Genomic DNA, 17,605 nt, shown 5'->3' on the forward strand with positions numbered 1-17,605 from the left:
CTTGGACTAAAAATGGTTAATGTATAACCAAATTGATTTAATCTTACTGCATAGAAAACACAGCTGCTTCTATTTGTAATTGAGCCATATCTATGAGATCCTTAGTGTTTAGAGGTTTTAAAATAGATAACTCTGTACACCCTAAAACAACTGGATATTTAGCTGAATATTTATTAATAAGTAAATGATATTTCTTAATTACCTCTGTAGTTTCTGTTTGATTGTAAACTTGTATTCTTACGGTATCTATAAAATTCATATCCGATTCTGAAGGTAACACAACCTCAATCCCATGCGATTTAAAATGAGAAGTTATATACTTTGATTGCATGGAAAATAAAGACCCAAATAATACTATTTTGGTACATTTAAGCACTTTTAACTTAGCGATAGTTAAATGTATTGGATGGAGAATATTTGCATTAATTTTTAATCGGTCTACGGTTTCATGCAGTGTGATATTAGGAATGATAATATTTTGACATTGAAACGCATCCATTCTTTTTAAATAATCTTGAGTTACAAGGTCTAATTCTGATGATGCATTTGGTAACAATGCATTTATTGAATTAAAATCGACATTATACAACAATAAAGGGCACGTACTATAACCGCCTTTTTTATTGTTATACAATGCGTTTAATTCACTTAAATAATAGGATGTCGTTCTGCTCCCTAAACCTAATACACCAAGTTGCACTTTTTCCATTTTTTAAGATCTTGAAAGAATATAATCTGCAAAATAGGCTTTGCTATCCATAATTTTGGTTTGTAAATCAAAATCTGTATTTTCAATAATTTTCGAGATCAGTGCATCATTATATTTTCTTGAAATCTCTGTGTGTATTTTTTCTCCTTTAGAGAAATTAAAAGTTTTTCCAATTGCTTTTATAGTTACTATTTGCTTTGCAGTACTTTCGATATAACTTTTAGCAACTCCAGTTTCTTCATTGTATTCTGGCTGATGTTTAAACTGATTTAAATTAAAATCCCCGCCCAATTCCGTATTAATTCTATCTAGTAAATTAAGGTTAAAAGCGGCTGTTATTCCTTTACTATCATGATAAGCTGGCAAAACAATGTCTATAGACTTCATTAAATCTACCCCTAATAATAATTTATCACCAGTGTTCAGATTGTTACCCAAATTATAAATAAATTGAGACGCTTCAGTATCTGTCATGTTCCCAATATTAGATCCTAAAAATAAAATAACTTTAGGATGCTTACTTTCTTTTAAAGCATCTAAAACCTTAAAATAATCGCCTTGTTTAGTTTTTACAGACACATTTGGTAATTCTGTATTTAAATCCTTTTTTAGAAGTTGTAATGCATTTGACGAAATGTCTATAGGAAAATAATCGAACTTATAATTTTGAGTATCTAAACATTTTAGTAATTCTTTAGTTTTTAGTCCATCTCCAGCACCAAGTTCAATTAATTCAAAATAAGTATTTGTCTGTAAATCTAATCCTTCAATTAACTCATCTGTTTTATGCTGAAAAATATTTAATTCACTACGTGTTAAATAGTATTCTGGCAGATTCATAATTTCAACAAATAATGCGTCTCCTTTTTTATCGTAAAAATATTTTGATGGCAAAGTTTTTTCATGGAGTTCTAGTCCTTGTTTTACTTCGGTTGCAAATTCACATAATGTTTTATCCTCTTTACTTTGAGATATTTCGGTATTTCTTCTAAGTGTTTTTATCATCTATTTTACTAATCTAATTCCGGTAAATTGCCATCTTTCCGAAGGGTTGAAAAAATTACGATATGTTGGTCGGCTATGGTTTGTAGAAGTTGCCGCAGAAGCACCTCTCAACACCATTTTGTTGCTCATAAACTTTCCGTTATATTCACCTAAAGCACCATTTTCTTTAACAAAATTGGGGTAAGGTAAATATGCACTATTAGTCCATTCCCAACGTTTGCCCCAATCAAATTTACTAGCAGCGATTTCCCATTCAAATTCTGTTGGTAATCGCATCCCTTTCCATTCTGCAAAGGCATTAGCTTCGTAAAAGTTAATATGAATTAAAATTGCGTTTTTATCTACTTTTTGTAATCCTCCTAGTGTGTAATAATGCCATTCATTATCAATCTTATGCCAATATAATGGCGAATTAATAACATTTTCATTGACCCAAGACCAACCATCATCCAACCATAAATTAAAATCTGAATATCCACCAGACTCCATAAATTCAAGGTATTCACCATTTGTTACTAACTTATTTTCGATTTCAAAAGCATTTAAATAGACTTTATGAACACCTAATTCGTTATCGTAACAAAAATCATTTTCTTGATAGCCAACAGTATAAAGACCAGCATCTATTTTAAAACTTCCAGATGTCTTGTTTGCATCTTTAACCAAATTGTATTTAGAATTAAAAACAGGAAATATCGGATTGTGACCAAACATATATTTTACATCTGTAATTAATAATTCCTGATGTTGTTGTTCATGATTTAAGCCTAGAACAACAATATCTATAATCTTTTTATCTGTAAGATTATCTAAGAAATCAATCATACTTTCATCTACATGTCTACGATACTCTAAAATTTTATTTGTGCTTGGTCTAGACATATTACCTCTGTTAGATTGTAAAACTCTATCGCCAGCATTATTATAGTAACTGTTAAACAAAAAATTAAAATCGGAATTAAAATCGGTGTAGTCTGTTACATAATTTTTCAAAATAAAAGTTTCAAAAAACCATGTAGTATGTGCTAAATGCCATTTGGGAGGACTTGCAAACTGAACCACTTGTATCGCATAATCTTCTATATCTAAATGATTACAGAACATTACTGTTTGATCTCTAATTGCTTTATATTTTGAACTTAGACACATTTAAATTGAGGATTGAATATTGTATTCATATAAACTTACTAAAATAACAGATTAAAAAACATTAATACAACAATAATTATTGAATAATATTTCGAATTTAATAATAAATTAACTTTAGTATATTTTAATATCTGCAAAATTAATAAGTAATTAAGCTTGTTTTAACGCTATCAATTCTTTTTCTAACGCATCTGCTTTAGCTTTAAATTTTTCCATGGCTTTTTTTAGTTGACCGACTTTCTTTAATAAATCGTCGTCTTGAATGGCTTGATAGATTGTCTTTCCTTCTGAGGCTTTAAATTTAGATGTGCCTCCGCATGTTGGGCAAATTGTTACTTGACTCATATTATTATTTTTAATACAAAGTTCTGTTTATTGTAGAATTATAGAAAGGTGAATAGTTGTTTTTAAATGGTTAATATGAAACCAAAACAGAAAAACAACTAGTTTTATATAACAGAAAAACTGATAAAGTACTCATAGACTTCATCAGTTTTCAATGTATTTATAATAAGAATTAGAAACTAGTCTTTTCGATCTAGATGATCTATAAAACCAGTTAAAAACACCGTTTTGGTAGGTCGCTCTGCTTTGTTTTTATAGCCTATAATAATAGAACTATGTATAAGCATTTTATCAAAATCGAAGACAATAGTCAAATAATCGCTTAATCCTTTTTCATGCCAATTTACCAAATACATATCTGACCCTAATTTTAGTGAACGATATGGAATATCTGCATTTCCTCGTCCTTTAGCTGATCCAGAGACCCACTCGTATTTTGCCTTACCATTATAAAACTCCATATGAATGGCAGTTCCATTTTGATATTGAAAATTTAAAATGTATCCGTCTAAAAAATGTTCTGGGTTGCCAAATTGAAAGGAATCTGCTTCTGATGTTGTAGTTTGTGCAAAACTAGTCCCAAGACTAAAGCAGACTATACATATAAATGCTATGATTTTAGTGTTCATATTTTCTGATTTTAAAGTTGAATACAAAATTGATATTAATCTTTAAAACCAAAGCGGTTAATCTTCAACCAAGAATGGTTAATGTAAGAACAACATACTTATAATCTCATTTTAAATTGTTTTGGTGTTTCTGAAGTGTGCTTTTTAAAAAATTTAGTAAAATTCGTAATCTCATCAAAACCTACAGCATGCCCTATTTCTTTTAAACTGTAGTTTGAACTTACCATAGCTCTTTTGGTTTCGAGAATTACAAACTCGTCTATAAAATGCTTAGCTGTATTTAAAGTAAATGCTTTAACCACTTGATTTAAAAACTTGGTAGAAACGCATAACATTTCTGCATAGTCTTTTACGTTTCGCGTTTTTACGTAGTGACTTTCAACACGGTTTTTAAAATTAATAAAAAGCATTTGATGTTTCTTATTAAAATGCTCTAACAAATCGTAATGCGATAAGCGTTCTAATCGTAACAAATACAATTCTAATATTTTAGCAATGATTTCTTTTTGAGCATATGTGTCTTCTTTTTGAAACTCTTCAATAATATGTTTTAGAAAAAAACGATTATAATCATATGCCTCAACTAATGGTTTAGAAATATGGTAATTATATAAATGTGAAATAAAATCTATTGAAGATTTAGAGAAATACTTCAACACAAAATTTTCTGTAAACACAATCAAATACCCATTATAATTTTTGTAATCAGTAAATGCATGTACTTGCCCTTTTGCTATTTTAATAACAGAGCCTGTGCTTACCTTATATTCTTTTAAATCTACTTGATGCTCACCTTTACCTTCTGTAACAACTAGCAAAGCAAAAAACGTAATTCTGTGTGGTTCTTGAATGTTATGATCGGGATCGTTCTCCATACGCATAAACAGTTCCGATAGACGAAGAAACTCTATATCAGTAGCGCCCTCGCTACTTTCAAAAGAAATATTTGGAATGGTATTCAATATAAATTATTACGATGTTATAGATAACCAAAACATTTGATTACTGTACTAAACTACTCATTTTTTATATAACACTTAAATTACAATCTTAAAAAAGTATATTGATACAGACTAATTCTAAGTCAAAAAAAATGCCCTCAACTTTAGTTTTTAAACTAAAGTTAAGGGCATGACCAACTATTAAATAATCAATTATAATACAACACTTTTATTTATTTGGTAATTCTGGAATTTAGGCTTTTCTTCAATAATTGTATTAAAGGTTTCTAAATATATATCTGTAATTTTACTCATAGGGAAAGCTGTTGCTGCTTTATAATTAGCTTGTCCTAATCTAATTCTGTGTGCATTATTAGTCACTATATTATCTATAGCATTGGCTAAACTTGTAATGCTTTTAGGGTTAAAAAACTCAGCTTTATAACCACCATCTTTAACAAAATGAGCTAAATCTCCTAAACCAGGCATAATAACTGCTTTTCCATGATTTCCAGCTTCGTGCAAAATTCCTAAACTCCCCTTTGGAGATGTATAAGGAAATACAACAACGGCACTTTCTTTAAATAGATCAGACATTTCATTGCCTATAATAAATCCTGTAAATCTTAGTTGCGGAACATGCTTATACTTCTCTTTAACTTTTGCTAAATATCCTGGTACATTTGGGTTATCTGTTCCTGCAATAACAATCTCTAAATCTAATCCTGTTTTATCTCTTACCAATTCTACAGCCTCAATTAAACCTTCTACTTTTTTATAAGTGCCAAACTGACCAAAAGCCATAATTTTCATAGGACCTTCTGTAGGTAAAATATAATTAGGCTCCAGAGGTAATTCAAAACTACCTTGAGGAATAAACTTAATATGCGTTGCTAAATATTTTAGTTCTAAAATTTCTAAATGCTTCTGTTCTGTGACAACTACTGTATCTGCATGAAGAACTAAACCTGTAAGTGTTGTACCGATAAATCCGTAGAATTTTTTCATGAGCTTATTAGATGCATAGCCTGAACGTTCTAAATCTACTTCTTCAAAAATATTGTGCAGTAATACAATATTAGGTATCTTTTTATATTTACAAATTAAAGGCAACATCAGTCCAAAAGCAGCAGCAATTTTATTATTACCAAACTTCTTAAAGCTTAAGTTAAACAATATTGCATCTGGTTTTGTGTTTGTTATAGCTCGTGTGACAGAGAATAAATTTGAAAAACTATTAAAAGACCAACATTTTTTTACGGTGACTTTACATCCATTCTCTATAAATTCTAGATCTTTTTCACCTCTAGTTTTATCTGTTAATAAAACAATTTCGGTGATATCTTTCTTTTGCCTGAAATGCTTGACTAGATGATAAGCGTATTGATTTAACGCTATTTTACTAGGAGGGTAAGCGGTTACTATGGCTAATTTCATGATTAATTAATTATTATATGATACAAATTTGATGATTATACCTAATAATTATGACCCAAAATAGATAGATCGCATTTTAGTATAGATGAATGGTAATTTTCTTTAGATCAAGCAGTTACATACAATTTAACTGATTACATTTTTTATTGATACAATTCTTACAAAGAGCTAAAAAAGTCAACAAAAACCTACATATCAACCTGTTAAACATATTATTAATAGAAACATTTAAAATGAGATAACCGTTACAAATAATCTCATTTATGTATTAATTTAACAACTAAACCCATTGTTTTATAAGAAATTCTAAACGTGATTATAAGACATATTTACTACAAAATATTTACCTTAATTTTAAACATAAAAAAAAGGCAAAAGACTTTCGTCTTTTGCCACACTACGGGAGTAATTAGCTATTAATTAGTTCACAAGTAGCTAGATCTTTATAAGAGAGATTCTCTTTATTGTATTACATATAAATACAGCTAAAAAACTGAAACGTAATAGGTTTATATTATTTGAAAAGCATGCTAGAATTGCTTTGTTTTAATAAAGGATAATAATTATAGTATAGAAAAACTTAACTATTTTAGATATGCCTTTTCAGAAAAAAAAGACACAAGATATTATTATCTTAAAATAGAAATGAATTATAATCGCAATTAAACAGATTACAATATCCTTTAGAAGTAGTGTAATAAAGGATTAATAATAATGAATTTTTCATGATATAATTATTTATATCACAAAAATACATCGCTATTAGTTATAATTATACAATTTTTCGGTGAGTGAGAATTAAGTGTAGACGAATGGAAGGCTTTCTTAGTTAAGCTATTACAATAAATTTAAACGCTTCATTAATTCGGGTCTGTTTGAACGACTTACAGGAATAACATCTTTTTTAATTAAGACACTATTATCTTCAATATCTATAATTTTCTGAATATTAATAACATAAGATCTATGTACTTTTAGAAAAATAGTATGAGGAAGTTTATCTTCAATTTTCTTTAATGTAGAATGTACTGTATAGTTTTTGTCTTCGGTTTTAATAAGAATATAATCGCCTTTAGCTTCAATTAAATAAATACTTGGAATCTCGATTTTAATAAGACGTCTATCTATGTTTACATACAAAACATCTCCAGAAGTAGCCACTTCTTTTTCGTCTTTAGTCGTTTTATTAACAACCGTAGCTAAGTCTGTTTTCTCTGCTTTTGTTACAGCTTTTTCAAAACGGGGTAACAAAATAGGTTTTACTAAATAATCTATAATACATTCGTATTCGAACGCATCTATAGCAAATTTAGGATCGGAAGTGGTTAAAATAATTTTAGGTGGATTCTTCAAGGTTTGTATAAAATCGAATCCTGTAAAATCGGGCATATGAATATCTAAAAAAATTAAATCAACTTCATTTTGATTTAAAAATTTTATAGACTGAATGGCATCTGAAAAATCTGCTAAAACATTAAGTCTTTTTACATTAGAGCACAATTGAACAACTATAGCTCTAGCGGTAGCTTCATCATCAATAATAATACAATTCATAAATAAGAATTACAATGTAGTTAAATAATTAGTCATGTTATTTAAAATCGCTTCAAAAGCTTCACTAAGCTCTGTTTTACCTTCTAATAAATTATTTTCGAATGCTACTGCAATACCATAACTTTTTTCTAAGCCTAAAATACTAATTTTATGTTTAAGTTTATGTACATTATCTGCAGTCATTTTAAAATTTCCTGCATTATAATTTTCATAATATATTGCCTTTTCTTTTGGAAATTCCTGTTTTATAATAGCAATTAATTTCTGTTCGAAATTTGTATCTCCTCCAGACATACTGTGTATATAAGATAAATTAGGCTCTTCCATGTTTCTCTTTTTTTAATGTAAAATAAAATGTGGTTCCTTTACCAGGTGTAGAATCTAACCATATTTTACCATCATGCAAACGCACAATTTTCTTTACTATGGACAATCCTATTCCAGAGGAGTCTTTATTGTTTTTTAAAGAATGAAATACTTTAAATATTTTATCATGAAACCGTTCTTCAATCCCAATACCGTTATCTTGTACAGCAAACTGATAAGAATCGGGAAGCTCTTTTCCTGAAATAGTTATAATTCCTTTGTCTTTATCTATAAACTTAACAGCATTACTTATTAAGTTTTGAAACACCTGTAGCAACTTTGTTTTATGTCCTAAAACAACTGGCATATTTTCAGAAATATGTACAGAGATATGTTCCGGAATATATAATATTTTAACCAAGTCTTTTAAGAGTGTACTTGTATTTATCTCTGTTTTCTCACTGTCTTCAGATCCTATACTTGAGTAATCTAGAATATCGGATATGAGTTGCTCCATTTTCTCTAAGGTTACTTCTATTAAATTAAAATTCTGAATACTTGCTGTATCTAATTTAGATACATTATCTTCTTTAATCCAGCTCACCAAAGCATCAATACTTCGCAATGGCGATTTTAAATCGTGAGAAACAATATGGGCATACTCTTGTAATTCGTTATTACTTTTAGCAAGTTCATTCAAAAGATCTTCTTTCTGAATTTCTAAATTTTTAAGAGCTGTTATATCTAAACTTACAGCAATAGAACCTATAACCCTTCCATCTATATCATAATTAGATGCTGCACTTATTAACCAGTATTTTAACTTTCCGTGTCTATTTGTAACACGTAATTCGTAAGAATCTGTTCTTCCTAATTTACGATGCTTAACCTCCTCCTCTACAAGTGGTTTATCTTCTAAAATAGGAAAAAAATCTTTAGCTTTTATACCAATAAGTTCAGATTGAGAATAACCGGACATGTCTATAAAACTTTGATTAGCCATTAAAATTTTATCGTCCAAATCGATCTCTACAAGACCTAAATTCATGTTAGAAATAACATTATAATATTTCTGCTTTTCGACCTCTAAACTCTTACTATATCTACGGTTAAGCGTTACATCTTTAAACGTCCAGAGAAAACTCTTAGATACATTGTCTTGAATAATAGGTAAATAGTTTCGTTCTATAATTTTACCATCTAGCATCTCTAACTCATCTCCAATTACAGCTTCTCTTTTGGCATCTATCTCTTGCATGCGTTGTAAAAATGCTTCTGGATTTTTAAACAGCTCACTATTTTGTTTAGAGGCTTCGTTACAGTCTATCCCAATTAAATCTGTTGGGTCTGCATCGATATTAAATAATTTGGTAAATTTTTTATTGGTTAATACAATCTTATTATTTTCATCTTCTAAAACCACACCACTATCTAAATTAAGAATTAGAGTGGCTAATCTGTTTTCAGACTCTTTAAGTTTTTCTTCTGCTTCCTTATCTTTTGTAATATCTCTAACAATAGCTTGTACCGCAAAAGGTTTTTTATCATGATAAATAATACTAGAATTAATATGTACTATTTTTTCAAGATTTAGAAACGTTTTTATCTTAATTTCAAAATCGGTTAAACTACCGTCTTCTATTAACACTTGAAATGAATTAGACACACGCTCTACATCTTCTAGATTAACCATTCTCATTAGGTTAAAATCTACTTCATCGTTTTTAAAGCCTAATAAATGTAATGCAGGATCATTCATTTTTAAAATATTGCCGGTTAAATCCATAATTATATATGCATCTACAATATTCTCGAATACACCCTGTAATTGGGAGTCTTTTTTGGTAAATGAAGTTTCTAATTCTATGTAAGATTTCTCGAGTTTCTGATTAACCTTGTATAATAAAGCTATTTTCTCTTCTAAAACAAGTTCTGCTTGTTTTCTAGCTTCTTTTTCACGAATAAGTTCACGTTGTAATATGTCAATTTTTTCCTGACTCATTACTTGCTATGTATGTTAAGATTAACTTTGGTACTATTCTCTTTTGGTTTCATCAAAAAAACAGTCATTATTTCATTAAAATATTTGGCATAAATCATCTAAAGGCACACCTGTTTATTTGCTTAAATATTGAAGTTATCTTCATAGTTCCAAAACAAAATAAACTCTTCAAAACGATATGTTTCATCTTACTTCAAGTTAAGTTTTATAATGGTTTTATCAACCCTTTTTAACCCAAATCTAATTATAAATACATCTAAAAATAAAAACACATTGAAAAGTGCAAATATACGACATAACACATTGAATGTCTTAATTTTAAATACAATATCTAATATACTTTTTTTAATTCATTGATACTCCAATATGCTAGAAGTTTTTCAATTTTAGAAACATACTCTTCGTATTTCAATGGTTTTAGAACGTAACCAGCAACGCCAATCTTGTAACACTCTAGCAAATCTTTTTGATTACTAGATGTTGTTAAGATAATAGTAGGAATATATTTTAGAACGTCGTCTTGTTTAAGAATATTTAAAAACTCGATACCATTAATTTTAGGCATATTTAAATCTAACAAAATAATATCTGGTAAGTCTTCTTTTTTGCCTAAAAGGCTTAAGGCATCTTCACCGTTATTGGCTTCGATAATTTTATGATGAAGTTTTAATGAAGAAATAGCTCTATTGAGCTTCATCACTTCAATCATGTCATCTTCTATAAGTAGTATTTTTAAAGCATGCGTCATTCTTAAAATAAATTTAGGAGGACTACAAACATAGTGTCTTTCTCACTTTTTTTAGTTTACAATCGTTTGTAAGGTATTTACTTTAGCTGAATAGACGAAAAGTGTAGATGAATGGTAATTAATATTTTTTAATGACTGAAGAAAAACAGCTCTAAGATAAGTGATAACAAAGCCTGAGAACTAAAATGAAGGTTTATTTTTATAAAAAACTAATTAAAAGACACTTAAAGGAAATATATTAATATTACATAGATTTAAAAAGTATGAAAATTTAAAATAAATACCCTTTTATAACACACAACCTTTCTTCTTATTTTATGTCTATTTTATTTAATTGTTTACGAAACTGAGCTGCTGTTGTGCCAACATTTCGTTTAAAAAACTGATTAAAATTAGCCGTCTCGTTAAAACCTAAAGCATCTGCAACCTCGAATAGTGATTTGTCTTTTTGATGCAATAGTGTTTTTGCTAGCAATACTTTATAATCTATAATTATTTTCTGAGCACTTTTACCAGTCGCTTTTTTCACACATTCTGTAAGGTAAATTGGACTAATATTAAGCATTGAAGCATATTCGTTAACTGATAAAAAATTAGGATTACTAGATTGAATTACATTTTCAAACTTAGACATAATCGCATCAAACCTATTTAAGGTTACAATACCTTCATTATTATCTGTTACCCGCTTTACTTTATAAAGTAAAATACTAAGTAACGACTTTATAACTTCTAAACTATGGATCTCGTTACTTCTAGATTCTTTATATAAAGCTTCTGCCAAGGTCGAAATAACAGAAAAATCATCTTCAGATAAATAATACAAAGGCAGTGTATGCATTTTAAAGAAAGGAAACCGATTTTGTACCTCGTATGGCTGATTTAGACCTTCTAAAATTGAAGATTTAAAATAAATAACATAGCCTTCATCTTCATCGACATCTGTATTACTCTCTCCGTAACTTATGGTCTGGAAAGGAGAAATAATGGCTAGACCGTTTGTCATTTTATAAAAAGTCTGATCTCCAATCATCATGTTTTTATTATGACGTGCAATTATTCCTATTTCAAAAAAATCTCTTTTATGTGGTTCTGAATATTCTGCTTTAGGTAAGTCTACTTTTAAATCTATACTCCCCATTTTTTTTATGTAAAACTGATTATTATAATCTGTAGTATCATCTAGATTATTAAAAAAATAAGTCTTTATATTATCGTAAATCCTCATATAATAAATAGGGTTTTCACAAAGATACAAAAACCTAAATAACAATATGTTTTACCAAAATTATAATATGCAATACAATATTATTTTAATATACCTTTGCAAATTAATTTTTACTAAAATTAAAATATAATTACGTTTTTTCACTATGTTAATAGAAGATAACTCTGTTTTAAAACAGCTTATAAAATATGTTGGACCTGCTGTTTTAGGACTCCTAATTAATGCCCTTTATAATATTGTAGACCGCATATTTGTAGGACAATTTGTGGGTGCAGAAGGCCTGTCTGCAGTGACTATGGTATTTCCCGTATTCCTCTTTCAGTTTGGTTTTGTACTTTTATTTGGGAGTGGTACAGGTGTTGTAATTTCTAAATATCTTGGAGAATCTAAGCCTGAAAAAGCAGAAATTGCGCTAGGTAATATGGTTGCAGGACTTTTAATAGTTATTGTATTATTTACATCTGCAGGATTATTATTTTATAGACCTTTATTAGAATTTTTCGGAGCTCAAGACGAACTTTTAAACTTATCTGCTCAATATTTACAAGTTATAATTTTCGGATTTCCATTGTCTTTTTTCATTGCACTAGAATTTACTTGTCGTGCAGAAGGAAACCCGCGCTTACCAGCAAAACTTGTTTTAATTTCGTCTATAATAAACATCTCTTTAGATATTGTTTTCATGAAAGGCTTAGATATGGGCGTTCGTGGTGCTGGATTGGCAACAATTATTGCACAAGGCGTAAATAGCCTGTTTTTAATTGCCTATTACTTAAGAGGAAAAAGTCTTATTAAACTGGTTTGGAAAAATATTAAATTGCAAAAAGATGTTATTTTACCTATCTTATTACTAGGCTCTTCTCCGTTTATTATGGATTGTGCAACGAGTATACAGAATGTTATTGCAAATAACTTACTTCTTAAAGCTGGAGGCACAGAAGCTGTAGCTGTAATGGGAATTATTTTTGGGGTTAATGTATTTTTTATGATGACTGCACTTGGTATAGGAGACGGCATACAACCCATTATAAGTTTTAATCTTGGAGCAAAAAAACACTTAGAAAATTACAAAACATTACTTTACACTATGGCAATAGTTGCTTCAATAGGTGTTTTTGGAGTTATTTTATTAGAATCTTTACCTAATGCAATCATCTCTGTTTTTATAAATAAGAATGAAGCTATAAGAAGTCTTGCAGAAACGGCTTTACGCATTTTTGCTCTATCTATTCCTTTTTACATGGTACAGATAATAGCAACACGTTATTTTCAGGCATTACATAAAAACAAAATTGCTATCTTTTTTGCCTTACTTAGACCTATTATTTTATTTATACCTATAGCTTATACCCTTAATTGGATGTTTGGTTTAAATGGCGTTTGGTCTTCGTTTGTATTAACAGATTGTCTTGCTGCACTAGTTGCTTTATTTTTTATAAAAAAAATATATCCTATTAATTTGAAAGCTAATGAATTGAAAACATATGTTTTACACCAAAACCATACAAATTAGCGTAATTTATTAAAGGTATTAAATCGTCTATTAGAATTATACTATATTAACATTCTAATTATTGCCTTAAATAGACACCTTTTTACAGGATTACTATTTTAAACACCTTATGCTCTAAACGAGATAACGTAAAATTAAAAATCATCTATTAAATTAGCAATAAGTGCTGTCCAGCCTGTTTGATGTGAGGCACCAACTCCCCGACCTGTATCGCCATGAAAATATTCATAAAACAATATTAACTGTTCAAAGTTTGGGTCTTTATAAGCTTCAGAATGTAAAGCATTAATGGGACGGTTTCCGTTACTATCTTTATTAAAAATTTTAATTAACCTTTTGCTTAATTCGGTAATAATTTGATCTAAAGCCTTCACATTACCACTACCAGAAGGACACTCAAAACGTATCGTATCTTTATAGTATAGATTATATTCTTTTAGAGATTTAATAAACAAATAATTTAAAGGCATCCAAATAGGTCCTCTCCAATTAGAATTCCCTCCAAAAAGGTCTGTTACAGATTCTGCGGGTTCATAATCAATGCTATAGTTTACATTATCTATTAAAATATTATATGTGTCTTTATGTATTTTTGATAACGAACGAATACCATAATCACTTAAAAACTCCGCTTCGTCTAGTAAGGTTTTTGTTAAAACAGACATGCGGTCTTTAGGCACAAGTGATAATAATAAATCGCCTCCATCTACATAATCTTGAATAACAGGATACTTTAAATTTTCTTTTCTGTGTTTTCTATACCATCTTACACTTTCGGTAAACTTAGGTAATTTCTCTAATGTTTCTCTTTTTACACAAAAAACAATAGCCATAGATAAAAGTCCGGCTATAGATCTTACTTTAATAGGCGTAGATTCTCCGTTAGGAAAAATAAGTTTATCATAAAAGAAGCCTTCCTGTTCGTCCCAATTACCAGAACTTCCTTGTGTAATTTGATTTAATGCTTCTGTTATATAAATAAAATGACTAAAATATTTAATAGCCATATCCTCAAAAGCATCATCTACCAGTGCTATTTCCAAACTCATTTCAAGCATATCTAAACAGTAAAGTGCCATCCACGATGTACCATCTACTTGCTCCAATATTCCGTCTCCAGGAATACCGTAACTTCTATCGAAAACACCTATGTTATCTAGTCCTAAAAAGCCACCTTCAAAAACATTATTATTATTAACATCTAATCTGTTTACCCACCACGTAAAATTTATGGCTAACTTATTAAACATGCGCTTTAAAAAATTAATATCGCCTTTTCCGGTTTTGGCTTTCTCTATTTTATAAAGTTCGTTTGTTGCCCAACCTTGTACTGGCGGATTAACATCGTTAAAATTCCACTCGTAAGCTGGAATCTGACCATTTGGAGCCATATAACGCTCTTTTGTAAACAATAGCAGTTGTTCTTTAGCATAATTTATATCTACTAAAGCTAAACTTAAAGCATGAAAACTAGAATCCCATGCGGCATACCATGGATATTCCCAAACATCTGGCATAGATATAATATCTTCATTTTTTAACGTTTTCCAGGCATTATTTCGTCCTTTAAAACGCTCTGCAGAGGGTTTATCTGTCTCTTTAGAATCGCCTTTTAACCATCGCTCTACATCGTAATTATAATATTGTTTAGACCATAATAAATTTGATAATGCTTGTTTTTCTATGGCTGCTAAATCTGCAGGTTTAGATTTAATAATCTGATTATAAAAGTCTGTACTTTCTTGCTTACGTTGGTTAAAAATAATATCGAAATCATCATTAAAAGGTGTCTCTAAATTACCTTTTGTAAGTCTTAATTTCACAATTTCAGAACCTCCTGCTTCAATGTCTAATAAGTATAAAGGTGAACATTTTGTCCCTTCTTGTTTTGCTGTTGCAACAGTATAATTATTACTTACAACGGCTTCATGAAATAGGTCTTTCTTGTAAGGGTGATTATTTTTTCTAGCAAAAATTTTCTCTGTATTGGTTTCGTTTTCGGTAAAAAGCAATTTATTTGCCGCTTCAAAATACAAATTGTAATGCCCTACATTAATATGGTTTATAGAAACAAAGGTATTCCCATTTTCTATTTGTTTTTTTAAAATTGGTTTTTCTGATACATCTTTAAAACTCCATAAATTACGTATCCATAAGGTTGGTAATACATGAAGTTGTGCTTTTTTATCAGAACGGTTTTCAATAGTTATTTTTATTAAAATATCTTCATTATCTGCTTTAGCATATTCTGTAAACACATCAAAATATTCATTAGTATCAAATATACCTGTATCCAGAATCTCATATTCTAAATCACGCTTCCCGCGAGCGTTATTTTCTTCGACTAGTTGATTATAAGGAAATTCATTTTGAGGATATTTATACAAATGTTTCATATAAGAATGCGTCGGTGTATTTTCTAAATAATAATACAATTCCTTTACATCTTCTCCATGATTTCCTTCCGGTCCAGAGAGTCCAAACATGCGTTCTTTAATTACGGGATCTTTACCATTCCATAAAGCAATACCAAAACATATATTACAATATCTGTCTGAAATCCCTGCAATACCATCTTCTCCCCAGCGATAAGCTCTACTACGAGCATGTTCGTGAGTAAAATAATGCCAAGCATCTCCGTTTGGACTATAATCTTCCCGAACAGTTCCCCACTGGCGTTCACTTAAATAAGATCCCCAATTTAACCAATCTTTCTTTTTAGAATAATGAGCTTCTAATCTGTCTTCTTCTTTTGTTTTCACAGCTATAAAATATCTTCTAATAATCTTTAATTCTAAAATGTATATTGTAAACTTTAGTGTGATTTACTAATAAACAGTGTATTAAAGTATTGTAATTTCAGCACAATTAATTAAATAACGAAACTTAAAATATTTTGTAAGATATCTGTTTTTATATATTAAATGTGATCTTAAAAGTATAAAACTAAACGGCTCGTTATCTACCTAAATATAGGTGATATTTTTTAATTTATTGAACATTAATAGAGAAAGAAAATGGTTTACATACACGTAAAACACACATTATTATAGAAATTTTACAGATTACTTTTTGTGTGTGCTTTTTTATAATGAAGAGATTATATTGCAATTAGGTTTGCTAGAAAAAGTAAACCCTCCGTTTTTTAATAAATTGCAAACTGTGGCGTATCTTTATTCTATAAATTAAAATAACAAAAATGAAAAAGATAACATTCTTTCTTTTGGTATTAGTAGTAAATACCGCCCTGTTTGCTCAGAAAATGGAAAGCATTAAAGGTGATAAAAATCTAGTAACTTCAACATACGCTATACAAGCTAATTTTAACGAAATAGAAATAGATAACGGCTTAGAAGTATCTATTAGTCAGTCAAACACAAATAGCTATATCTTAACAACAGATAAAAATTTACAAGATGTAATTCAATTTACTGTAGAAAACAATGTGCTAAAAATTCACACAACTAAAAAAATTACAAGTAGTAAGAAAATAGACATTAATTTAAAAGTTAAAAACTTAGAAGGTATTACATTAAAGGAAAACACAAAAATTGAAGGCAAAGCACAATTTACATCAGAAACGATGTCTATAAACGCCTACAAATCAAGCCAATTTAAACTCGATTTAAAAGCTGATGATATCACTGTTACTATGCAAGATAATGCTCGTGGAACTTTAAAAGCACACACCACAAACACAACTATTGTAATGACAGACAAAACAGACCTTGATGCAAATATTAAAGCAGAACAAACAACAGTTACATTAACAAAATCTGCAGAAATAAAGCTAGAGGGCGATAGTGATTTTGTGACTTTTAGTTTAAACGATAGCGCAGAACTTAATGCTAAAAAGATGAAAATATCTTCAGCAAGTTTACACGCCTCTAAAAATGTAAAAGTATATATAACTGTTAAGAAAAGTTTAGAACTTTATGCTCTGGATAATAGTAATATATATATTTATGGAGATCCTAAAATTGATATGAAGGAACTTTCTGGTAAAGCAAAAATTATAAAAAAATAGTAAGCATATTCC

At 29.2% G+C, this 17,605-nt stretch carries 15 protein-coding genes; 2 read left to right on the forward strand and 13 right to left on the reverse strand.

Annotation, left to right across the window (positions count from 1 at the left end; translation table 11 throughout):
• Nucleotides 1–43: 43 nt before the first annotated feature.
• The 12 genes from GQR95_RS13765 to GQR95_RS13820 all read right to left on the reverse strand — a co-directional run bounded on the left by GQR95_RS13765 (nt 44) and on the right by GQR95_RS13820 (nt 12,053).
• Nucleotides 44–709 carry an aspartate/glutamate racemase family protein gene (locus GQR95_RS13765; protein WP_159023704.1) on the reverse strand — a complete coding sequence of 222 codons (666 nt, stop codon included), beginning with the start codon at nt 707–709 and terminating at the stop codon, nt 44–46.
• Between the two features lie 3 nt (nt 710–712).
• Nucleotides 713–1,714 carry an L-histidine N(alpha)-methyltransferase gene (locus tag GQR95_RS13770; RefSeq protein ID WP_159023705.1) on the reverse strand — a complete coding sequence of 334 codons (1,002 nt, stop codon included), beginning with the start codon at nt 1,712–1,714 and terminating at the stop codon, nt 713–715.
• Nucleotides 1,715–2,863: an ergothioneine biosynthesis protein EgtB gene (gene egtB / locus GQR95_RS13775; RefSeq protein WP_159023706.1), complete on the reverse strand. Its 1,149-nt coding sequence runs from the start codon at nt 2,861–2,863 to the stop codon at nt 1,715–1,717.
• Nucleotides 2,864–3,013: 150 nt separating this feature from the next.
• Nucleotides 3,014–3,208 carry a hypothetical protein gene (locus GQR95_RS13780; protein ID WP_159023707.1) on the reverse strand — a complete coding sequence of 65 codons (195 nt, stop codon included), beginning with the start codon at nt 3,206–3,208 and terminating at the stop codon, nt 3,014–3,016.
• 179 nt (nt 3,209–3,387) lie between these two features.
• Entirely contained in the window at nt 3,388–3,837 is a 450-nt protein-coding gene (locus GQR95_RS13785; RefSeq protein ID WP_159023708.1) for a MoaF C-terminal domain-containing protein, read from the reverse strand.
• A 98-nt stretch (nt 3,838–3,935) separates the two neighbouring features.
• On the reverse strand, nt 3,936–4,799 hold the full coding sequence (locus GQR95_RS13790) for a helix-turn-helix domain-containing protein (protein WP_159023709.1): 864 nt from the start codon (nt 4,797–4,799) through the stop codon (nt 3,936–3,938).
• A 192-nt stretch (nt 4,800–4,991) separates the two neighbouring features.
• The gene (locus GQR95_RS13795; protein ID WP_159023710.1) at nt 4,992–6,215 is read right to left on the reverse strand and encodes a glycosyltransferase; all 1,224 of its coding nucleotides are present in this window, start codon (nt 6,213–6,215) and stop codon (nt 4,992–4,994) included.
• An 837-nt stretch (nt 6,216–7,052) separates the two neighbouring features.
• The gene (locus GQR95_RS13800) at nt 7,053–7,769 is read right to left on the reverse strand and encodes a LytTR family DNA-binding domain-containing protein (protein WP_159023711.1); all 717 of its coding nucleotides are present in this window, start codon (nt 7,767–7,769) and stop codon (nt 7,053–7,055) included.
• Nucleotides 7,770–7,778: 9 nt separating this feature from the next.
• Complete coding sequence (locus GQR95_RS13805) at nt 7,779–8,096, reverse strand: Hpt domain-containing protein (RefSeq protein WP_159023712.1); 318 nt, start codon at nt 8,094–8,096, stop codon at nt 7,779–7,781.
• Nucleotides 8,083–10,077 (reverse strand): PAS domain S-box protein, encoded by a 1,995-nt coding sequence (locus GQR95_RS13810; RefSeq protein WP_159023713.1) that lies wholly within the window; start codon nt 10,075–10,077, stop codon nt 8,083–8,085. Before GQR95_RS13810 ends, GQR95_RS13805 begins: the two co-directional genes overlap by 14 nt.
• Before the next feature lie 331 nt (nt 10,078–10,408).
• Nucleotides 10,409–10,825 carry a response regulator gene (locus GQR95_RS13815; RefSeq protein ID WP_159023714.1) on the reverse strand — a complete coding sequence of 139 codons (417 nt, stop codon included), beginning with the start codon at nt 10,823–10,825 and terminating at the stop codon, nt 10,409–10,411.
• A 310-nt stretch (nt 10,826–11,135) separates the two neighbouring features.
• Nucleotides 11,136–12,053, reverse strand: a complete 918-nt coding sequence (locus tag GQR95_RS13820) for a helix-turn-helix transcriptional regulator (RefSeq protein WP_159023715.1) — start codon at nt 12,051–12,053, stop codon at nt 11,136–11,138.
• A gap of 145 nt (nt 12,054–12,198) precedes the next feature.
• Between GQR95_RS13820 and GQR95_RS13825 the strand changes: the two genes are divergently transcribed.
• Complete coding sequence (locus GQR95_RS13825) at nt 12,199–13,566, forward strand: MATE family efflux transporter (RefSeq protein ID WP_159023716.1); 1,368 nt, start codon at nt 12,199–12,201, stop codon at nt 13,564–13,566.
• A 134-nt stretch (nt 13,567–13,700) separates the two neighbouring features.
• On the opposite strand, the gene GQR95_RS13830 is transcribed toward GQR95_RS13825, so the two are convergent.
• On the reverse strand, nt 13,701–16,328 hold the full coding sequence (locus GQR95_RS13830; protein ID WP_370514496.1) for a glucosidase: 2,628 nt from the start codon (nt 16,326–16,328) through the stop codon (nt 13,701–13,703).
• A gap of 437 nt (nt 16,329–16,765) precedes the next feature.
• Here GQR95_RS13830 and GQR95_RS13835 point away from each other — a divergent pair, with 437 nt between their 5' ends.
• A complete protein-coding gene (locus GQR95_RS13835; RefSeq protein ID WP_159023717.1) occupies nt 16,766–17,593 on the forward strand; it encodes a GIN domain-containing protein in 828 nt (275 codons plus the stop codon).
• Nucleotides 17,594–17,605 lie beyond the last annotated feature (12 nt).

It is taken from the genome of Formosa sp. L2A11 (genome assembly GCF_009796865.1).
Classification (GTDB): domain Bacteria; phylum Bacteroidota; class Bacteroidia; order Flavobacteriales; family Flavobacteriaceae; genus Formosa.